The 18,198-nt window shown below is 61.7% G+C and carries 17 protein-coding genes; 2 read left to right on the top strand and 15 right to left on the bottom strand.

All coding sequences use genetic code 11. The features are described from left to right. Positions 1-11 precede the first annotated feature (11 nt). From ACM5SV_RS18910 to ACM5SV_RS18870, 9 genes are all read right to left on the bottom strand, one after another. On the bottom strand, positions 12-593 hold the full coding sequence (locus ACM5SV_RS18910) for a GNAT family N-acetyltransferase (RefSeq protein WP_222015800.1): 582 nt from the start codon (positions 591-593) through the stop codon (positions 12-14). Positions 594-595: 2 nt separating this feature from the next. After that, positions 596-1,237, bottom strand: coding sequence for an SGNH/GDSL hydrolase family protein (locus tag ACM5SV_RS18905; RefSeq protein ID WP_003539320.1), 642 nt, complete (start codon positions 1,235-1,237; stop codon positions 596-598). 18 nt (positions 1,238-1,255) lie between these two features. Continuing rightward, the gene (locus ACM5SV_RS18900) at positions 1,256-2,617 is read right to left on the bottom strand and encodes a pyruvate dehydrogenase complex dihydrolipoamide acetyltransferase (RefSeq protein WP_222015797.1); all 1,362 of its coding nucleotides are present in this window, start codon (positions 2,615-2,617) and stop codon (positions 1,256-1,258) included. Between the two features lie 15 nt (positions 2,618-2,632). Further along, complete coding sequence (locus tag ACM5SV_RS18895) at positions 2,633-4,018, bottom strand: pyruvate dehydrogenase complex E1 component subunit beta (protein WP_222015795.1); 1,386 nt, start codon at positions 4,016-4,018, stop codon at positions 2,633-2,635. A gap of 15 nt (positions 4,019-4,033) precedes the next feature. Then, positions 4,034-5,080, bottom strand: coding sequence for a pyruvate dehydrogenase (acetyl-transferring) E1 component subunit alpha (pdhA, locus tag ACM5SV_RS18890; RefSeq protein WP_012757327.1), 1,047 nt, complete (start codon positions 5,078-5,080; stop codon positions 4,034-4,036). Positions 5,081-5,225: 145 nt separating this feature from the next. After that, the gene (locus ACM5SV_RS18885) at positions 5,226-5,546 is read right to left on the bottom strand and encodes an FtsB family cell division protein (RefSeq protein ID WP_012757326.1); all 321 of its coding nucleotides are present in this window, start codon (positions 5,544-5,546) and stop codon (positions 5,226-5,228) included. Between the two features lie 137 nt (positions 5,547-5,683). Further along, positions 5,684-6,958, bottom strand: coding sequence for a phosphopyruvate hydratase (gene eno / locus ACM5SV_RS18880; RefSeq protein ID WP_419425346.1), 1,275 nt, complete (start codon positions 6,956-6,958; stop codon positions 5,684-5,686). Between the two features lie 137 nt (positions 6,959-7,095). Beyond that, positions 7,096-7,941: a 3-deoxy-8-phosphooctulonate synthase gene (kdsA, locus tag ACM5SV_RS18875; protein WP_017993987.1), complete on the bottom strand. Its 846-nt coding sequence runs from the start codon at positions 7,939-7,941 to the stop codon at positions 7,096-7,098. Further along, positions 7,938-8,834, bottom strand: coding sequence for a VOC family protein (locus ACM5SV_RS18870; RefSeq protein WP_222015793.1), 897 nt, complete (start codon positions 8,832-8,834; stop codon positions 7,938-7,940). Before ACM5SV_RS18870 ends, kdsA begins: the two co-directional genes overlap by 4 nt. 198 nt (positions 8,835-9,032) lie before the next feature. Here ACM5SV_RS18870 and lexA point away from each other — a divergent pair, with 198 nt between their 5' ends. Then, a complete protein-coding gene (gene lexA, locus ACM5SV_RS18865) occupies positions 9,033-9,752 on the top strand; it encodes a transcriptional repressor LexA (protein WP_012757322.1) in 720 nt (239 codons plus the stop codon). Here lexA and ACM5SV_RS18860 read toward each other — a convergent pair. Then, a complete protein-coding gene (locus tag ACM5SV_RS18860) occupies positions 9,733-12,165 on the bottom strand; it encodes a ComEC/Rec2 family competence protein (protein WP_128439368.1) in 2,433 nt (810 codons plus the stop codon). The genes lexA and ACM5SV_RS18860 overlap by 20 nt on opposite strands. 290 nt (positions 12,166-12,455) lie before the next feature. On the opposite strand from ACM5SV_RS18860, the gene gltA reads away from it, so the two are divergent. Continuing rightward, positions 12,456-13,745, top strand: coding sequence for a citrate synthase (gltA, locus tag ACM5SV_RS18855; RefSeq protein WP_012757320.1), 1,290 nt, complete (start codon positions 12,456-12,458; stop codon positions 13,743-13,745). 32 nt (positions 13,746-13,777) lie between these two features. Here gltA and lpxB read toward each other — a convergent pair whose 3' ends face one another. From lpxB to lpxD, 5 genes are read right to left on the bottom strand one after another with little or no spacing between them, the layout of a single operon-like run. Further along, positions 13,778-14,956, bottom strand: a complete 1,179-nt coding sequence (lpxB, locus tag ACM5SV_RS18850) for a lipid-A-disaccharide synthase (protein ID WP_221974138.1) — start codon at positions 14,954-14,956, stop codon at positions 13,778-13,780. Beyond that, the gene (locus tag ACM5SV_RS18845; protein ID WP_003559080.1) at positions 14,953-15,834 is read right to left on the bottom strand and encodes an LpxI family protein; all 882 of its coding nucleotides are present in this window, start codon (positions 15,832-15,834) and stop codon (positions 14,953-14,955) included. The genes lpxB and ACM5SV_RS18845 overlap by 4 nt, the downstream gene beginning before the upstream one ends. Before the next feature lie 3 nt (positions 15,835-15,837). Beyond that, positions 15,838-16,656 carry an acyl-ACP--UDP-N-acetylglucosamine O-acyltransferase gene (lpxA, locus tag ACM5SV_RS18840; protein ID WP_222015791.1) on the bottom strand — a complete coding sequence of 273 codons (819 nt, stop codon included), beginning with the start codon at positions 16,654-16,656 and terminating at the stop codon, positions 15,838-15,840. Next, entirely contained in the window at positions 16,653-17,120 is a 468-nt protein-coding gene (fabZ, locus tag ACM5SV_RS18835; RefSeq protein ID WP_003539296.1) for a 3-hydroxyacyl-ACP dehydratase FabZ, read from the bottom strand. Before fabZ ends, lpxA begins: the two co-directional genes overlap by 4 nt. Then, positions 17,113-18,177, bottom strand: a complete 1,065-nt coding sequence (gene lpxD, locus ACM5SV_RS18830) for a UDP-3-O-(3-hydroxymyristoyl)glucosamine N-acyltransferase (RefSeq protein WP_012757318.1) — start codon at positions 18,175-18,177, stop codon at positions 17,113-17,115. Before lpxD ends, fabZ begins: the two co-directional genes overlap by 8 nt. Between the last annotated feature and the right edge of the window lie 21 nt (positions 18,178-18,198).

Below are 18,198 nucleotides of genomic sequence, written 5' to 3'. Positions count from 1 at the left end.
TCCTGCCTTTGTTACGCTGCGCTGCGGGTCATGAGCACCCACGCATGTCTCTTGCTGTTTTCGAAGAGCGGCACGGCATCGGCGCGCGCAGCCTCCAGGAATCCGTTTCTTCCGTAAAGCGACAAAGCCGCTTCGTTGTCGCTGGCGGTGATCAGGCTGACGGGCCGCCGATCGGCCCTTTCGATCTGATCGTCCAGCAGCCTGCGTCCGATGCCGATGCCGCGCAGGTGGCGATAGACGCCGAGACTGCCGATGAACCAGCTTCCGACCACCGTCTTCTGCAAGGCAAGCATCGGTGCGGTCGCCGGAATCGTCGCCTCGATATCGCCTATCCCCTCACCCAGCGCATGGCCGATCGCCACACCCGCAATCTCACCATAGGCCTCGGCAATGACGGCATCCCGCCAGCTGCCGACAGCTTCCTCCTGGCTCATCTTCAGCCGGCCCCGCTCCAGCGGCGTGTCGCTCACGCCGTTTTCCACACCGGCAAACCAGAGCCAGGAGGCAAAACCGCGCGATGCGATATCCGCCAGAATCGCCAGCTCCGAGGCATCCCGCCGTGAGGCCTGCCGGAGGGCGATGAAGGAGGTCATGGTCAGATCCCCAGCATCATCCGCACGATCGATTCCAGCCCGCGTCCGAGCGCACGCGTATTCTCCGCATCAAGGTGAATGCCGTCGATCGGTGTGGTCTTGGCGACGGAATTGCCGTCGAAGAAGCCACAACCGAGTTCGTCGGCAAGATCACGATAAAGCGTTGCAAGTTTTGCCGATTCCTCGATGCCGCCGGGAAACGACGCGGCGAAGGGCACATTGCCCGTCGCGCGGATCGCCGGTGGCGCCACGATCAGGATCTCCGGCCCATCGAATTCGAAGGGCCAGGCATGATTGCGGATCAGCCGCACGAGCCGGCTGATGCCCTGGCATGCGGCAAAGGCCGAGCCTGCCACGACCGGCTTCATGTCATTGGTGCCGAGCAGAAGGATGACGAGGTCGAGCGGCGCATGCGTCTGCAGGATCGTCGGCAGGATGCGCGCACCGTTGCGGTCGCAATCGGCGAGATGGTCGTCGAAAGCGGTGGTGCGACCGTTCAAGCCTTCGGCGATGATACGCGCGTCACCGCCGAGCGCTGCCTGAAGCACGCTCGGCCAGCGATTCTTGTAATCATGACGGCCGATCGTCTCGGCGTCATAACCCCAGGTCAGCGAGTCACCATAGCAAAGAACGGTCTTGGTCATTTCCGCCTCGTGCCGCTATCAGACAAGCATGCCCATCGGGTTCTCGATGTAGCCCTTGAAGGCCTGGAGCAGTTCGGCGCCGAGCGCGCCATCGACGCAGCGATGGTCGGTCGAGAGCGTGACTGACATCACGGTGGCAATCGCCATTTCGCCCTTCTTGACGACAACCCGCTGTTCACCGGCGCCGACCGCGAGGATCGTCGCATGCGGCGGGTTGACGACGGCTGCGAAGTTCTTCACGCCCATCATGCCCATGTTCGAGACCGAGCTGGTGCCGCCCTGATATTCCTCGGGCTTCAGCTTGCGGTCCTTGGCCCGCTTGCCGAGATCGCGCATCTCGTTGGAGATCGTCGACAGGGTCTTTTCCTCGGCCTTGCGGATGATCGGGGTGATCAGGCCGCCGGGGATCGAGACGGCGACGCCGACATCGGCGTGCTTGTGCTTGACCATGTTGCTGTCGGTCCAGGAGACATTGGCATCCGGAACGTCGCGCAGCGACAGCGCAATGGCCTTGATGACCATGTCGTTGACCGAGAGCTTGTAGGCCGGAGCGTTGTCCTTGCGCGGAGCCGCATCGTTCAGCTGGGCGCGCAGCGCCAACAGCGCATCGAGCTCGCAATCGACGCTGACGTAGAAATGCGGGATCGTCTGCTTGGATTCGACCAGGCGCCTGGCGATCGTCTTGCGCATGCCGTCATGCGGCACGAGCTCGTAGGAGCCAGGCTCGAAGAGCTTGAGCACAGCTTCTTCGGACGCGCCCTTCGGCGCGGCGGCCGGAGCCGGAGCCGCGGAGGCTTGCGGAGCGGAGGCAGCAGCGGCGGGGGCCGCGGCCTTGGCGCCGCCACCGGCAACCGCGGCCTCGATGTCGCTCTTGACGACGCGGCCGTGCGGGCCGGAGCCGGCGACTGCCGAAAGGTCGATACCGGCTTCCTTGGCCAACCTGCGAGCGAGCGGCGAAGAGAAGGCGCGGCTGCCATCAGATGAAACTGAGGCGGTTGCGGCGGCGGCTACAGGTGCCGCAGCCGGAGTAGACTGGGCCGCAGCCGGTGCAGCTTCGGCCTTCGGCGCGGCTGCACCGTCAGCTTTCGGTGCCGGAGCGGCCGAACCCGCACTGCTTGCGGCAGCGGAGACATCCTCGCCATCGGCGGCAAGAACCGCAATCAGCGCATTGACCTTGACGCCTTCGGTGCCGGCGGCAACGACGAGCTTGGCGACCGTGCCTTCATCGACGGCTTCGACTTCCATCGTCGCCTTGTCGGTCTCGATCTCGGCGATCACATCGCCAGACTTGACCTTGTCGCCTTCCTTGACCAGCCATTTGGAAAGATTGCCTTCCTCCATGGTCGGAGAGAGGGCGGGCATCGTAATATTGATCGGCATCGAAACACCCTCCCCTTATTTGTAGCAAACAGCCTTCACCGCATCGACCACTTCGCCGACGTTCGGAAGGGCGAGCTTTTCGAGATTGGCGGCGTAAGGCATCGGAACGTCCTTGCCTGCGATCGTCAGGATCGGCGCATCGAGATAGTCGAAGGCCTGCTGCATGACGCGGGTGGCGATTTCGGTGCCGACTGATGATTGCGGATAACCTTCCTCGACGGTGACCAGACGGCCGGTCTTCTTCACCGATTCGATCACGGCCGGCAGGTCCATCGGGCGGATAGTGCGAAGGTCGATCAGTTCGACATCGATGCCGAGCTTTTCGAGTTCGGCGACAGCCTTGATCGCATAGGTCATGCCGATACCGAAGGAGACCACGGTGACGTCCTTGCCCGGACGATGGATGCGCGCCTTGCCGATCGGGAGAACGAAATTATCGAGCTTCGGCACATCGAAGTGCTGGCCGTAGAGAATTTCGTTTTCGAGGAAGATAACCGGGTTCGGATCGCGGATCGCAGCCTTCAGCAGGCCCTTGGCATCGGATGCCGTGTAGGGCATGACGACCTTCAGGCCGGGAATGGCGCTGTACCAGGCTGCATAATCCTGGCTGTGCTGGGCGCCGACGCGGGCCGCTGCACCATTCGGGCCGCGGAAGACGATCGGAGCGCCCATCTGGCCGCCGGACATGTAGAGCGTCTTGGCAGCGGAGTTGATGATCTGGTCGATCGCCTGCATGGCGAAGTTGAAGGTCATGAACTCGACGATCGGGCGAAGGCCGGCCATGGCGGCACCAACGCCGACGCCGGCAAAGCCATGCTCGGTGATCGGCGTATCGACGACGCGGCGGGGGCCGAATTCCTGCAGCAGCCCTTGCGTGACCTTGTAGGCGCCCTGATATTCGGCGACTTCCTCGCCCATGACGAAGACGTTTTCGTCGGCGCGCATTTCCTCGGCCATGGCGTCGCGGAGCGCTTCGCGCACGGTCGTCGACACCATTTCGGTGCCGGCCGGGATTTCGGGGTCATTCGGAACGACGGCCTTCGGCTCGGCCGGAAGGGGTGCTGAGGCGGAACCGGTGTTGGTCGGCTTCTCTTCCTGGGCAACTTCGGGCGCAGCAGCAGCGGCCGGCTTGGCGGCGGAAATGTCCGAGGCCGATTCGCCGTCCTGCAGGAGAACGGCGATCTTGGTGTTGACCTTGACGCCTTCGGTGCCGGCATCGACGAGCAGCTTGCCGATGATCCCTTCATCGACGGCTTCGACTTCCATCGTCGCCTTGTCGGTTTCGATTTCGGCAATCACGTCGCCGGAGGTGACCTTGTCACCTTCCTGCTTCAGCCATTTGGACAGTGTGCCTTCTTCCATGGTCGGAGAGAGGGCGGGCATGAGGATATCGATAGGCATGGGTTCCCTCCCCGATTAGAGCAGAATGTCGGTATAGAGCTCGGATGCATCCGGCTCCGGATCGGCCTGGGCGAAATCGGCGCTATCGGCGACGATGTCGCGAACATCCTTGTCGATCGCCTTCAGATCGTCTTCGGAAGCCCAGCCCTTTTCGACGAGGCGTGCCTTGACCTGTTCGATCGGGTCATGCTCGGAGCGCATCTTCTGCACTTCGTCCTTGGAGCGATACTTCGCCGGGTCGGACATCGAGTGACCGCGATAACGATAGGTCAGCATTTCGAGAATGATCGGTCCCTTGCCGGAACGGCAATGCTCGAGCGCCTCGTCGGCGGCCGCCTTAACGGCGCGGACGTCCATGCCATCGACCTGAATGCCGGGGATGCCGAAACCGGATCCGCGAAGCGAGTAATTCGACTGCGCGGTGGCGCGGGCAGTCGATGTGCCCATGGCGTAACGGTTGTTCTCGACGATGTAGACGATCGGCAGCTTCCAGAGAGCAGCCATGTTGAAGCTCTCGTAGACCTGGCCCTGGTTGGCAGCGCCGTCGCCGAAATAGGCGATGGAGACATTGTCATTGCCGCGGTAGCGGTTTGCGAAGGCAAGACCCGTTCCGAGCGAGACCTGGGCGCCGACGATGCCGTGACCGCCGTAGAAATGCTTCTCTTTCGAGAACATGTGCATCGAGCCGCCCTTGCCGTGGGAATAGCCGCTGCGGCGCCCGGTCAGTTCCGCCATGACGCCACGCGCTTCCATGCCGGTTGCCAGCATATGACCGTGGTCGCGATAGGCGGTGATGACCTGGTCGCCATCCTTCTGCGCCATCTGCATGCCGACGACGACAGCTTCCTGACCGATGTAGAGGTGACAAAAGCCGCCGATGAAGCCCATGCCGTAAAGCTGGCCGGCCTTCTCCTCGAAACGGCGGATCAGCAGCATCTCGCGATAGGCCTTCAGCTCTTCATTGCGATCGAAGTCGGCTACCGGGCCTCCATTCGATGCTTTGGCTGCCGGTTTTGCTGCAGTTTTGCGGCTGGAAACGGTCGCGGTCTTTCGCGGCGCCATTCAACCCTCCCTATGGGTTTGTCGTTTCTTGGTGGCGCGTACCATAGGGAAGAAATATGAGCACAGCAATGCCATAATTGCATGGCTCGTATTCGGCGCTAAATTATTGGAAAAACAATGAAAATTCCAATTAACCTGTTTCCGGTTAATTGGAATAATGGTTGAATACGACGATCTCGTCGGCGCGCGACATGTTGAGCTGATAACGCGCTTTTTCGTCCAACATATCTTTATCGAGCGACCCGTCACTCAAGAGCGCGACCTGATTTTCCAGATGTTCGCGCTTCGCCTTCAAGATCGCAAGCTCTTTTTCACGCGCGACACGCTGATGCTCGAACGTCTCCGTTGCGCGCAGGCCGTAATCGCCATGGATGCAATGATAACCGAAATAGGAGAGGAAGGCGACCGTCATGGCCGGAATGACGAAGCGACCGATCTTTCTCTTCTTATGATGCTTTGTCCACATACACGCATGCTCTTGAACGCATTACCAATTCGTTCAATCTAGCGCGCAGAGATTAACCGTTCGTTGACTCTAAAAAACGGGCAATAAAAAACCCGCGCCGGAAAGGCGCGGGTCAAGTCATTGAACATCAGATCCGATCAGCCGCGAATGATCGACCGGCCGGCATACTGGGCCTGCGGGCCGAGGCCCTCTTCGATACGGATCAGCTGATTGTACTTGGCAAGACGGTCGGAGCGCGACAGCGAGCCGGTCTTGATCTGACCGCAGTTGGTGGCGACCGCGAGATCGGCGATGGTCGAATCTTCGGTCTCGCCGGAGCGGTGGGACATGACGGCGGTATAGGCCGCCTTGTGCGCCGTGTTGACGGCATCAAGCGTCTCCGTCAGCGTGCCGATCTGGTTGACCTTGACCAGGATCGAGTTGGCGACGCCCATGCGGATACCGTCGCGAAGACGGGCGGAGTTGGTGACGAAGAGATCATCGCCGACGAGCTGGGTCTTCTTGCCGGCCAGGTCGGTCAGCGTCTTCCAGCCATCCCAGTCGTCTTCGGCCATGCCGTCCTCGATCGAGATGATCGGATACTTGGCGGCGAGTTCGGCCAGATATTCGGCCATGGCGCCCGATTCCAGCGTGCGGCCTTCCCCTTCGAGAACGTATTTGCCGTCCTTGAAGAATTCCGTCGAGGCGCAGTCGAGGCCGAGGCACATGTCGTCGCCCGGCTTGTAGCCGGCTTTCTCGATCGACTTCATGATGAAGTCGAGAGCTCCCGGCGCGCTCTTCAGGCCCGGTGCGAAACCGCCTTCATCGCCGACATTGGTGTTATGGCCCTGTGCGGCAAGTTCCTTGCGCAGCGTATGGAAGACTTCCGAACCCATGCGCACGGCTTCGGCGATCGAATCGGCGCCGACCGGCAGGATCATGAATTCCTGGAAATCGATCGGGTTGTCGGCATGGGCACCACCATTGATGATGTTCATCATCGGCACTGGCAGCAGGCTGGCGGAAGCACCGCCGACATAGCGGTAGAGCGGCAGGCCGGATGCCTGGGCGGCAGCCTTGGCGACGGCGAGCGACACGCCAAGGATGGCGTTGGCGCCGAGACGCGACTTGTTCGGCGTGCCGTCCAGCTCGATCATGATGTTGTCGATCTGGATCTGGTTTTCGGCGTCGATGCCGCCGATCGCGTCGAAGATCTCGGTGTTGGCGGCTTCGACCGCCTTTTCGACGCCCTTGCCCAGGTAGCGCTTGCCGCCGTCACGCAGTTCGACCGCCTCATGCGCGCCCGTCGAGGCGCCCGAGGGAACGGCCGCGCGGCCCATGCTGCCATCTTCGAGATAGACATCGACTTCGACGGTGGGGTTGCCACGGCTATCGAGAATCTCGCGGGCGATGATATCGGTGATTGCAGTCATGGGTTCTTCCTGCTCGGTGGGTGATAAATGGTTCGAAACCTGTCTTAGTCGAAGGCGTGCAAATTACAATGCTGCAATAGCCTTCGGACCAGCGTTCGGATGTGGCCTATAGCACGATCATGTCAGACTGTTGAACGTCAAGCCTTGGCGACCGCATCGAAGGCGAGCAGCTTTTCGAGAAGCCGCGGCATGTCCTTGAGATAGACCATGTTCGGGCCGTCGGAAGGGGCATTGTCGGGGTCCTGATGGGTTTCGACGAAGACGCCGGCAATGCCGGCAGCCACCGCTGCGCGCGCCAGTGTTTCCACGAATTCCCGCTGACCGCCGGAGGATTCGCCCTGCCCGCCCGGCTGCGCCACGGAATGGGTCGCATCGAAGATAACGGGCGCACCCATCGCCGCCATGATCGGCAGCGAGCGCATGTCGGAGACCAGCGTATTGTAGCCGAATGAGGCGCCGCGCTCGCACAGCAGCACGTTCGGATTGCCGCTGGCATTGAGCTTCTTAAGGACGTTCTTCATATCCCAGGGAGCGAGGAACTGGCCCTTCTTGACATTGACGACGCGGCCGGTCTTGGCGGCGGCGATGAGAAGGTCGGTCTGGCGGCAGAGGAAGGCCGGGATCTGCAGGACGTCGACGATCTTTGCCACCTCCGCGCATTGCTCGGCGGTATGAACGTCGGTCAGGACGGGAAAACCGAATTCCTTCTTGAGGTCGGCAAAGACCTCCATGCCCTTCTCGATCCCGATACCGCGTTCGGCCGACAGCGAGGTCCGGTTCGCCTTGTCGAAGGAGCTCTTGTAGACGAGGCCGATGCCGAGCTTTCCGCAAAGCTCCTTCAGCGTGCCGGCAACCATGAAGGCGTGGTCGCGGCTCTCCATCTGGCAGGGACCGGCAATCAGCGACAGGCGGCCGGTATTGGAAAAGGTGACCTGGCCTTGGCCTTCGCCGACCCTGACTTCGGAATTCGTATCAGTGCTCATCGTGTTTCCTCGAAGGCGAAGAGCGTGCCCTGCCCGGGCGCGGGCTTCACCAGAATGCGATTGTTCTTGCGCGTGTATGTCACCCCGTTAGCAGCCAAATGCGCTTCTGTCACGGCAAGATCGGCGACAGCGAAGAGGATTGCCCGGCCGCGCAGGCCGCGATCTGCGGATGAGTCGGCGATGTCGAAATAGGCCTCCAGCCCTTCCCGCGTCATCAGGCTGATTTTCGCATTCGATGCCGCGATATTGGCGCCGAAACCGGTTTTCTCGACTGCCGATTGCGCCACGGCAAGGCTGACGAAGGCTGCGAAGGCGGCAGCATCAGGCGCGCAAAGCGCTATCTCGACTATGCCGGTCACGCCATTGGCATGCGTCTCCAGCGCGGCGCGCTCGGCCGGTAGCGGATTGACGCGCTCGACGGTGAAAAGCAGGAGATCCGGCGCGCGCAGGTCGGCGGCGAAAGCCAGCTTGAAGCCGGCAATCGTCTCGGAACCGTCCGGCATCGTCATCGGCCGGGTGAACTGCAGCATCTCGCCGGCGCTCGATCCGTTGCCGACGAAATTCTGATGATCGATGCCGGCATCCTTGCTGCCGAAAGCCAGCCCCGAAAGCCCCTCCTCGCCACAGCGGAAACGGAAGGCCTGGTTGCGGGCAGTGAAGACATTGCCTTGGCGCGCCGATGCCTCGCTCTCCTCGACGCTCGCAATCCCGAGTGGCTCCAGATAGGTCTTGTCGGCAAAAAAGACGCAGGCGTTTTCCGTTCCGAAGGGATGGCGCGCATCGGCGGCAACGGTGAAGCCGAGCTTGCCGAGCCTCTCGCGCGCCAGATCGATATTGACGACCGGCAGCACGACATGATCCAGCGGGTGCGGTTTGGCGGAATGCTCGTTCATCATATCCCTCCTGGAAACGGCAAGAGATGTGCGACGGCGCGCCCCTCAATACAAGAGATGTGTCCCAATCCGGCGAATGAAAATAAAAATCTCAACGAGTTGGCGCCAAGTTTTACGGAAATTTAGCTACTTGCGGAACACATATGGAACATATAGTGTCTGTTCTGGATTTGTTTCAATCACGAGGTCACAACGTCGATGCTCACGCGCAAACAACAGGAGCTTCTCCTTTTCATTCACGAGCGCATGAAAGAATCCGGCGTTCCACCGTCTTTCGACGAAATGAAGGATGCTCTGGACCTCGCCTCGAAGTCCGGGATTCATCGCTTGATTACAGCGCTAGAGGAGCGAGGCTTCATTCGCCGCCTACCGAACCGCGCCCGCGCGCTCGAGGTCATCAAGCTTCCGGAGGCCTACAGCCCCAGCATCCAGCCGCGGCGCGGCTTTTCGCCGAGCGTCATCGAAGGCAGCCTGGGCAAACCTCAGCCGGTCGCCGCCCCTGCTCCCGCAAAACCCGTCGCCGACAACGGCAACTCGGTTTCCGTGCCGGTCATGGGCAGAATCGCCGCCGGTGTGCCGATCTCGGCGATCCAGAACAACACCCACGACATCGCCGTTCCGGCCGACATGCTCGGCTCCGGTGAACATTATGCGCTCGAGGTCAAGGGCGATTCGATGATCGACGCCGGCATCTTCGACGGCGACACCGTGATCATCCGCAATGGCAGCACCGCAAGTCCTGGCGACATTGTTGTTGCACTCGTCGATGACGAAGAAGCGACACTCAAGCGCTTCCGCCGCAAGGGCGCCTCGATCGCACTGGAAGCGGCCAACCCGGCTTACGAGACCCGGATTTTCGGACCAGACCGTGTTAAGGTGCAGGGCAAACTCGTCGGCCTCATTCGCCGCTATCACTGACATCGGTTAGGCCGGATTCGGTAAAGCTGTTGCTGCGCCAGTCAAAGGCGCGATGGCGCATCCATGGTCGCGACAATGCGTCAAATGCGGTTGCCACCTCCAGGCCGGCGTCCGCGAAGCGCAACTCGATGGATCCGGTCCTGCGCAGCGTCTCGCCGGTGAAGAGCGTCGCACCTGAGCGGCAGCTGTTGAAACGCAGGCGGACCGACGTCACGATGATATCGGCCGCGTCGCATGCCGGGCCGAGATAGGCGGCATTGTCGATGACAGCAACCACACGACCATTGCCAAGCCTTGATGCGCACCAGGCCCTCTTGACGCAGGAAAAGCGGTTTGCTTCACCGGCCGCTGCGGCCGCCCGCATCGCTGTCCTCGCTTCGTTCTGCTGATCGCGGGAAAGCTTGACGCGGCGGTCTTCTCCTACCTGCGGGATAGCAGGACCATCCAGCATCTTCGGCGGATCATGTCTCGGCAGGACCAGGGCTCTCTGCCACTGGTCGAAGATGAAATCCGGTGGTCTTTCACGGTTGGAAGCCATTGCTGCCGCTTCGACCACCGCGACGAGACTGCCATCCTCCGAAATCACCAGATCCGGCGGCCGGGGAACCGGTAGAAGCAACAGGATGAGCGTTGCGACCGCGATGATTGATGTGCCGATATGGCGCAGCCGGGTGCGGAGCAGCGTCAGCAGCAGAAAGCCTGCCACGGCGACCGCGAAATACCAGGCGGGCAAGCGGCCGACGTCGATATTGCCATCCCAGCCGGACACCGTCTTTGCGACCGCGATCACCAGATCGAGGCCGAATCCGACGACCTTCCAGGGCAAAACATCCAGACCGAAAGGCATGAGCAGCATCGCCAGCAAGCCGGCCGGCATGACGATGAAGGAGATGATCGGCATCGTCGCGAGGTTTGCCGGCAGGCCGTAGGCGGTCAGGCGATGAAAATGCTCGATCGAAAACAGCGCGGTGGAAAAACCGCCGATCAGCGAAGTCAGGAAGACGCCGCCGAAGAAACCGGCAACCGTAACGACGGGCCTGATGATAGGTAGCTTCAGAAAGGCGTTTTCGCGGACGCGCCGGTCCTTCCACAACTGATAGCCCGAGACCAGCGCCAATGTCGCGGCAAAGGACATCTGGAAGCTCGGACCTAAGACCTCGGACGGTGAAATGAGGATGATGACGAGGGCGGAAAGCGCGACATTGCGCAGGCTGATCGACGGCCGGTCGAAGAAGACGGCAATCAACATGATGGCCATCATGATGAAAGCGCGCTCGGCAGAGACCGCAAAGCCCGAAATCAGGAAATAGGCAGTAACGGCGATGAGCGCGCCGGCGGCAGCGATCTTCTTCGTCGGGTAGGCCTCAGCGATACCGGCAAAGATGCTGAGCAGCATCCGAAAGCCGACGAAGAAGATGCCGGCCGACAGCGCCATGTTGAGACCGGAGATGGCGATGATATGAGCCAGACCGGACTGGCGTAGTGCCTCCGTCGTCGCATCCGAGATGGCGCGCCGCTCGTCCGTCACCAGTGCGGCGGCAAAAGCGCCGGTATCGCCGGGCAGGATCGACCTTATCCGGTCGCCAATGCCGCTGCGCAGCCGGTAGAGCCCTTCGAGCAGCGCTTCCACCGCCGATCTTGCAGCCTGCGGACCTGCCTGCGCATCGACCTTCGTCGGTGCACCGTAGAAGAAGCCGTTGGCGCCGATGCCGTCGAAATAGGCACTGAAGGAGAAGTCGTTGAGCTCGGGAAGTGCTGGGCCCGCCGGCGGCGTCAGCCGCGCCCTGCCGGTGATGATATCGCCGATCTCGAAGGCTGCGTCCGCACCGCGGGCGATGGCGGTGATGCGTTCCGGCGGCCGCTTGACCTGAGGCGCTTCAGTGCCGGTGACGGCAAGAATGTAGCGCCACCGGCCGCGACCATCGCCTTCGCGCCGCTCGACGCGGCCGGTCACCGTCGTCGTCACTGATGAATCGAGGATCACGGTCGAAGCCCGCCAGCTCTCGAACTGCGCCGAGACTATGCCGCAAGCCACGAGCGAAAGCGCCAGCAGCGCTGCCCGCAATGCCGCCCGGTTGCGGCTGGCGATGAGAACTGCGACGGTCAGCACCAACAGGCAGAGCAGCGATGCAGTGAGCGGAAAATCCGATGCCGCGAGAAACCAGATGGCTGACCCGGCGCCGAGGAAGACCGGCGAGAACAGCAGCAGGCGGCCATGGTCCGTCTCCTCGCCCAGCATGCGCATGCCGGCACGCAGCAAGTGCGAGGCTGCGGCCGGCAGCCGGTGGCGCAATGGTATTGCCGACTGCGTCCTTGCCGGTCGCGTCACCACGACTGGTGGTGAAAAATTGGAGGAGCCGGCAAGGCCTTCGCCTGTTTCCGGCCGCAATTCGACTGACGTCAACTCCTGCATGAACCGCCCAAGCCCGGCTGCGAAGGCAGTCAGAATGCAACCTCCAATCAAATCCGGCAAGCATAATCGATTGAAATATGAGGCAAAATCGCGAGCCCCAAAAGACCAGTCGAATCATCGGCTTCCGATATGCGTGTGGCTCATCGCTGCAGTGCCTAAAAGGTGATACCGCATTGCACAAAATGCCATCACAGTAACTTGGCATTAGCTTCGCGATCATATAGCTATCGGTGAGGACGCTTAACCCCTATGGCGCTTTTATGGCGCCACCGCCATTTCGGAGGATCAGCATGACGGATCAAAGCGCTACAATAAAAATCGGTGACAAGTCTGTCGACCTTGCTGTCAAAAGCGGCACGATCGGCCCGAGCGTCATCGATATCGGTGCCCTCTACAAGAACACCGCTTCCTTCACCTACGATCCGGGTTTTACCTCGACCGCATCCTGTGAATCGAAAATCACCTACATCGACGGCGACGAAGGTGTCCTGCTGCATCGTGGCTATCCGATCGAGCAGCTCGCCGAGCATGGCGACTTCCTCGAAGTCTGCTATCTCCTGCTTTACGGCGAACTGCCGACCACCGTGCAGAAGAAGGATTTCGATTACCGCGTTACGCACCACACCATGGTACACGAGCAGATGAGCCGCTTCTTCACCGGCTTCCGCCGCGATGCGCATCCGATGGCCGTCATGTGCGGCTGCGTCGGCGCACTGTCGGCCTTCTATCACGACTCCACCGACATCACCGATCCGCACCAGCGCATGGTCGCCAGCCTGCGCATGATCGCCAAGATGCCGACGCTTGCCGCGATGGCCTACAAATACCATATCGGCCAACCCTTCGTTTATCCGAAGAACGACCTCGACTATGCCTCGAACTTCCTGCGCATGTGCTTTGCTGTGCCCTGCGAGGAATATGTGGTCAATCCGGTGCTTTCCCGCGCCATGGACCGCATCTTCATCCTGCATGCCGATCATGAGCAGAACGCCTCGACCTCGACCGTCCGTCTCGCCGGTTCATCGGGTGCCAACCCGTTCGCCTGCATCGCCGCCGGCATTGCTTGCCTCTGGGGGCCCGCTCACGGCGGTGCTAACGAAGCAGCCCTCAACATGCTGACGGAAATCGGCACGGTCGACCGCATTCCGGAATATGTCGCCCGCGCCAAGGACAAGAATGATCCGTTCCGCCTGATGGGCTTCGGTCACCGGGTCTACAAGAACTACGATCCGCGCGCCAAGATCATGCAGAAGACGACGCATGAAGTGCTCGGCGAACTCGGCATCAAGGACGATCCGTTGCTCGAAGTGGCGATGGAGCTGGAGCGCATCGCGCTCACCGACGAATATTTCATCGAGAAGAAGCTCTATCCGAACATCGACTTCTATTCCGGCATCACGCTGAAGGCGCTGGGCTTCCCCACGACCATGTTCACCGTGCTCTTCGCGCTCGCCCGCACCGTCGGCTGGATCGCGCAGTGGAACGAGATGATCGAGGATCCGGAACAGCGCATCGGCCGTCCGCGCCAGCTTTATGTCGGCGAACCGAAGCGCGACTACATTCCGGTTTCGAAGCGCTGATCGCTTCAGAAAGAACCCAAAAGAAAACCCGGTCAGAAACGACCGGGTTTTTTCTTTTTCAGCACGTCGAGAAGGATCTCGGCAGCGTGTTCGCCGGGCGGCTTTTCGGTCTGCATGCGTTGCCAGACGAGATCATAACCCTCGTTCATCGCCTTCAATTGGAACGTGTCGGCCGACAGCCGCTCCATCCAGCGCGCCAGGCTGGCGCCGCGGACGATCTCGTTCAGATATTCCGGCACGACGGCATAATCGGCGATGATATTGGGCAATGCGCCCGTCCATACCTTGATGCGCCGGGCGAGCAGGCGGATAATCCAATCCGTCTTGTAAACGGACACCGTCGGCACGCCGGCAAGGGCGAGTTCGAGGATCACCGTGCCGGAAGCTGCCATCGCCGCATCCGCCTCGGCAAGGGCCTTCCACTTCTGCGCCGGCCCGACCGCCACCTCCGGCGGCGTGGCCCAGCCGGCGACGAGCCCTTTCACCAGCGCTTCGTTGTGCGGCACGGTCGGCAGCAGGAATCGCATCGGGCCGTTGCGGGCGACAAGTTCTTTGGCCGCATCCTCGAAGAACGGAAGCAGTTTGGCGATTTCGGAGGATCTTGATCCAGGAAGCATCAGGATCGCCTTGCCGGCTCCCTCGACGGGTGCGCGCATGGTGCGCTGCTGCCGCACTTCGAGCAGCGCCGGATCGGCGGTCAGGCGATGGCCGACATAGGTGGTCTCAGGCCCGCCGAGCGCACGCATTGTTGCCGGCTCGAAGGGCAGGACGGCGAGCACATGATCGACATAGGCGAGCATGCGCGTGGCGCGATATTCCTTCCAGGCCCAGACGCTTGGACAAACATAATTGACAACCGGCAGATCCGGCAGAGCGATGCGGACACGCTTTGCGACGCGATGGGTGAAATCCGGGCTGTCGATGATCAGAAGAATATCCGGCCTTGCGGCGATGATGGCAGCCGTCGTCTGGCGGATCAGCGTATAGAGCTTTGGCAGCCGGCTCAGCACCTGGGTGATACCCATGATCGACAGCTCGGAGAAATCGAACAGGGATCGCAAGCCTTCCGCCTGCAGCCCCTCGCCGCCGACACCGACGAGCTCCACCGGTCCGCTATGAACCCGCTTCAGGGCGGCGATGAGATCGGCACCGAGCAGATCCCCCGACACCTCGCCGGCAATGACGGCGATCTTCAGCGGCGCCCCGTTCATTCAAGCCCCCATGCCGGCAGGCCGCGATCGATGCCACAGACGAAGAGCCCAGCCTCATCGGCGGCTTTGATGACGGCGGCGCGATCGAGCACCAGCGAGCGGCCGGCCTCGACGGCGACGCCGGCAAGGCCGGCTTTCCTCGCGTTCAGAACCGTGGAAACGCCGATCGCCGGCAAGTCGGCGCGGATATCCTGTTGCGGCTTGCAGAGTTTGACGAGTGCGCCACGGCGGCGCGGCGAGATGCGCCCGGCGGCTCTGAGACCCGCGACACGCTCCAGCATCTCGTCCGTGCCCTCAAGACCCTCCAGCGCGACGATACGCCCGCCGATGGCGACGGCGCCCTGACCGACATCGAGCCGGCCCAGCATCTCAGCGGCATCGGCTGCGCGCCTGATATCGCGCCGGTCTTCCTCGCCAGGCGCTGCAGCGCCAAGCGGACCGACGTAGGCAAGAAGGTCGGGAGCGATCTCATGAGCGCCGACGACCCGGCGGCCGTTTCCCTCGATCAGCCGGATCACCATCTGCAGCACCGTATCGTCGCCACCGGACAGCAAGGTGCGGATCACGGCCGGCATCTTCATCAGAGTGCGCAGCGTCGGGCGCACCTCGCGCCATTCCGGCCGGCGCCGCACGCTGCCGGACATGACGACGCGGCCGATGCCGTAGCGGTTCAAGAGGCCCTCGAGAGCTGCAAAATCGCCGACGCCGATGACGGCATGGTCATACCCTTCCCAGCGCCGGTCGCTTTCGTCCTTCAGCGCGACGATGACGGGATTTTCGCCCGCCGCGCGCGCAGCTTCGGCGACATAGGAAGGCAGAAGGCCGCCGCCGGCGATGATCGCCAGCCGGCCCGCAGCGGTATCGCCGGAAAGAGTCACGGACTAGCCCTTCTGCCCCCGAGTTGGCGAGGACAAAGCGCGGTCGCTGTCGGCGGCGATGAAGTCGAGGATGTGGACCGCCTGCTCGCAATCAGCATATTCTTCGCGGATGGCGGCGGCGTTTTCGCGGACGGAGCCCGGTCCTTCGAAGATCGACTTGTAGGCGCGCCGCACCCTGTGAATGACGGCGCGGTCCACGCCGGCGCGCGTCATGCCGACGACGTTGAGGCCGCTCAGCAGCCCGGGATTGCCGTTCAGCATGCCGTACGGAATGACGTCGTAACTCACTGCCGAGAGCCCCCCGACGAAGGCCTGACGGCCGACGCGGGTAAACTGGTGAACGGCCGAGCCGCCGCCCAGGATGACGCGATCTTCGATGACGACATGGCCGGCGAGCATGACGTTGTTCGACATGATCACATGGTTGCCCACCCGGCAGTCATGCGCGACATGCGAATTGGCAAGGAAGAGGTTATTGTCGCCGACGATCGTCTGGCCGCCGAAATCGGCCGTGCCCGTATTCATCGTCACGCCCTCGCGGATCGTGCAGTTGGCGCCGACCGTCAGCGTCGTCTCCTCGCCGCCGTGATGCACGCTCTGCGGATCGCCGCCAACGACCGCCATCGGGAAGATGCGTGTGCCCTTGCCGACCACGGTGCGGCCGGTCACGACCGCATGCGACAAAAGCTCGACATTCGCATGCAGGACGACGTGCGACCCGACATGGCAGAAGGGACCGATCTTGACGCCCTCACCGATGGTCGCGCCGTCTTCGACGACAGCCATCGGATGAACGCGAGCGCTTTCGGCGATAGTGCTCATGCCTGATCCTTACGAACGATCATCGCGCCGATATCGGCTTCGGCGACAAGTGCGCCGTCGACCTTGGCGTCGCAATGGAATTTCCAGATATTGCCGCGCTGCTTGTGCTTCCTGACATGGAATTCAACACGATCGCCGGGTACGACGGGCTTGCGGAAGCGCGCATTCTCGATGGTCATGAAATAGACGAGGTTGCCTGGCTGGCCATCCTTCTTGGCACAGATCGCACCCGCGGTCTGGGCCATGCCCTCGATCAGGAGAACGCCGGGCATGATCGGAGATTCCGGAAAATGACCGGTGAAATGCGGTTCGTTCACCGTGACGTTCTTGATGCCGATCGCCGTGTTGTCGCCGTCAATCTCGATGATCTTGTCGACCATGAGAAACGGGTAGCGATGCGGCAGCAGTTTCATGATCTCGATGATGTCAGCCGAAGAAAGCGTTGTCGTGGCTTCCTCAGTCATTTTGCTTGCCTCCAGGTTTCGTCCCGCGCAGCTTCGTCCTTGACATCTGTTGCGCGACATCTCTCAGATAGTCATTCAGCGGGCGCCCAGGTGTACCACCATATTGTCCGCCGGCGGCAAGATCGGTCATGATACCGCTTTGGGCGGCGATCTGCACGCCGTCACCGATCGTCACATGCCCCTTGATACCGACCTGGCCGCCGATCTGAACGCCATTGCCGATCTTCGCGCTGCCGGCGATGCCGACATGCGCAACGATCGCGCAATGGCGGCCGATCTGAACGTTGTGGCCGATCTGTACCTGGTTGTCGATCTTGGTGCCTTCGCCGATGACCGTATCGTCCATGGTGCCACGGTCGATCGAGGTGTTGGCGCCGATCTCGACATTATCCTGGATGATCACTCGGCCGATCTGGACGATCTTGATCATGCCGCGCGGGCCCGGCGCATAACCGAAACCATCCTGGCCGATGCGGGCGCCGTTGTGGATGATGACGCCATTGCCGAGCAGCGCGCAGAGAATGCTGGCGCCGGCCGCAATCGAACAATCCCGGCCAATCTTGACATTCGGACCGATGATGCTTTGGGCGCCGATGCGCGTCCCTTCGCCGATCTCGGCATGCGCTCCGATGACGGCCATCGGCTCGACGATCACGCCCTTTTCAAGCTTGGCGCTCGGATCGATCACCGCGCTTGGCGCGATCTCGCTTTCACCGGAAAAGACGACCGGGCGCAATGCCGCGGGATAAAACAGGCCGCCCGCCATCGCGAAAGCCGCATGTGGATTGGACGACAGGATGACCGGGATATGGGGGGGTACGAGATCGGCGAGCGCCTTATCGCAGATCACTGCCGAGGCCTCGCATGTCGCCAGTTCATCGCGGTTACGACGCGACAGGATATAGCAGACGTCTCCCGCCCGAGCCCGGCTGATGGGGGCAACGGACCTGACGACAACATCGGCATGGTCGGAATTGGCGAGTTCCGCCCCAAGAAACTCTGCCAGCTCAGCGAGCTTCAGACCTTCATGGGGCAGAAAAAAAACGTTTTGCTCCATCGGCAATGCTCCAGAACGGAA

Origin of the sequence: Rhizobium sp. CRRU65, assembly GCF_048551595.1 — a bacterium.
Classification (GTDB): domain Bacteria; phylum Pseudomonadota; class Alphaproteobacteria; order Rhizobiales; family Rhizobiaceae; genus Rhizobium; species Rhizobium leguminosarum_J.
This window is presented reverse-complemented; position numbering and strand designations above follow the sequence as displayed.

Excerpts from the sequence above, each read along its gene's own strand:
- kdsA (WP_017993987.1), bottom strand. The coding sequence starts at position 7,941 with ATGAGCACTGATACGAATTCCGAAGTCAGGGTCGGCGAAGGCCAAGGC.
- lpxD (WP_012757318.1), bottom strand. The coding sequence starts at position 18,177 with ATGGAGCAAAACGTTTTTTTTCTGCCCCATGAAGGTCTGAAGCTCGCT.
- ACM5SV_RS18860 (WP_128439368.1), bottom strand. The coding sequence starts at position 12,165 with ATGCAGGAGTTGACGTCAGTCGAATTGCGGCCGGAAACAGGCGAAGGC.
- ACM5SV_RS18885 (WP_012757326.1), bottom strand. The coding sequence starts at position 5,546 with ATGTGGACAAAGCATCATAAGAAGAGAAAGATCGGTCGCTTCGTCATT.
- ACM5SV_RS18900 (WP_222015797.1), bottom strand. The coding sequence starts at position 2,617 with ATGCCGATCAATATTACGATGCCCGCCCTCTCTCCGACCATGGAGGAA.
- gltA (WP_012757320.1), top strand. The coding sequence starts at position 12,456 with ATGACGGATCAAAGCGCTACAATAAAAATCGGTGACAAGTCTGTCGAC.
- ACM5SV_RS18910 (WP_222015800.1), bottom strand. The coding sequence starts at position 593 with ATGACCTCCTTCATCGCCCTCCGGCAGGCCTCACGGCGGGATGCCTCG.
- lpxA (WP_222015791.1), bottom strand. The coding sequence starts at position 16,656 with ATGAGCACTATCGCCGAAAGCGCTCGCGTTCATCCGATGGCTGTCGTC.
- ACM5SV_RS18870 (WP_222015793.1), bottom strand. The coding sequence starts at position 8,834 with ATGAACGAGCATTCCGCCAAACCGCACCCGCTGGATCATGTCGTGCTG.
- fabZ (WP_003539296.1), bottom strand. The coding sequence starts at position 17,120 with ATGACTGAGGAAGCCACGACAACGCTTTCTTCGGCTGACATCATCGAG.
- eno (WP_419425346.1), bottom strand. The coding sequence starts at position 6,958 with ATGACTGCAATCACCGATATCATCGCCCGCGAGATTCTCGATAGCCGT.
- lexA (WP_012757322.1), top strand. The coding sequence starts at position 9,033 with ATGCTCACGCGCAAACAACAGGAGCTTCTCCTTTTCATTCACGAGCGC.
- ACM5SV_RS18895 (WP_222015795.1), bottom strand. The coding sequence starts at position 4,018 with ATGCCTATCGATATCCTCATGCCCGCCCTCTCTCCGACCATGGAAGAA.
- lpxB (WP_221974138.1), bottom strand. The coding sequence starts at position 14,956 with ATGAACGGGGCGCCGCTGAAGATCGCCGTCATTGCCGGCGAGGTGTCG.
- pdhA (WP_012757327.1), bottom strand. The coding sequence starts at position 5,080 with ATGGCGCCGCGAAAGACCGCGACCGTTTCCAGCCGCAAAACTGCAGCA.
- ACM5SV_RS18905 (WP_003539320.1), bottom strand. The coding sequence starts at position 1,237 with ATGACCAAGACCGTTCTTTGCTATGGTGACTCGCTGACCTGGGGTTAT.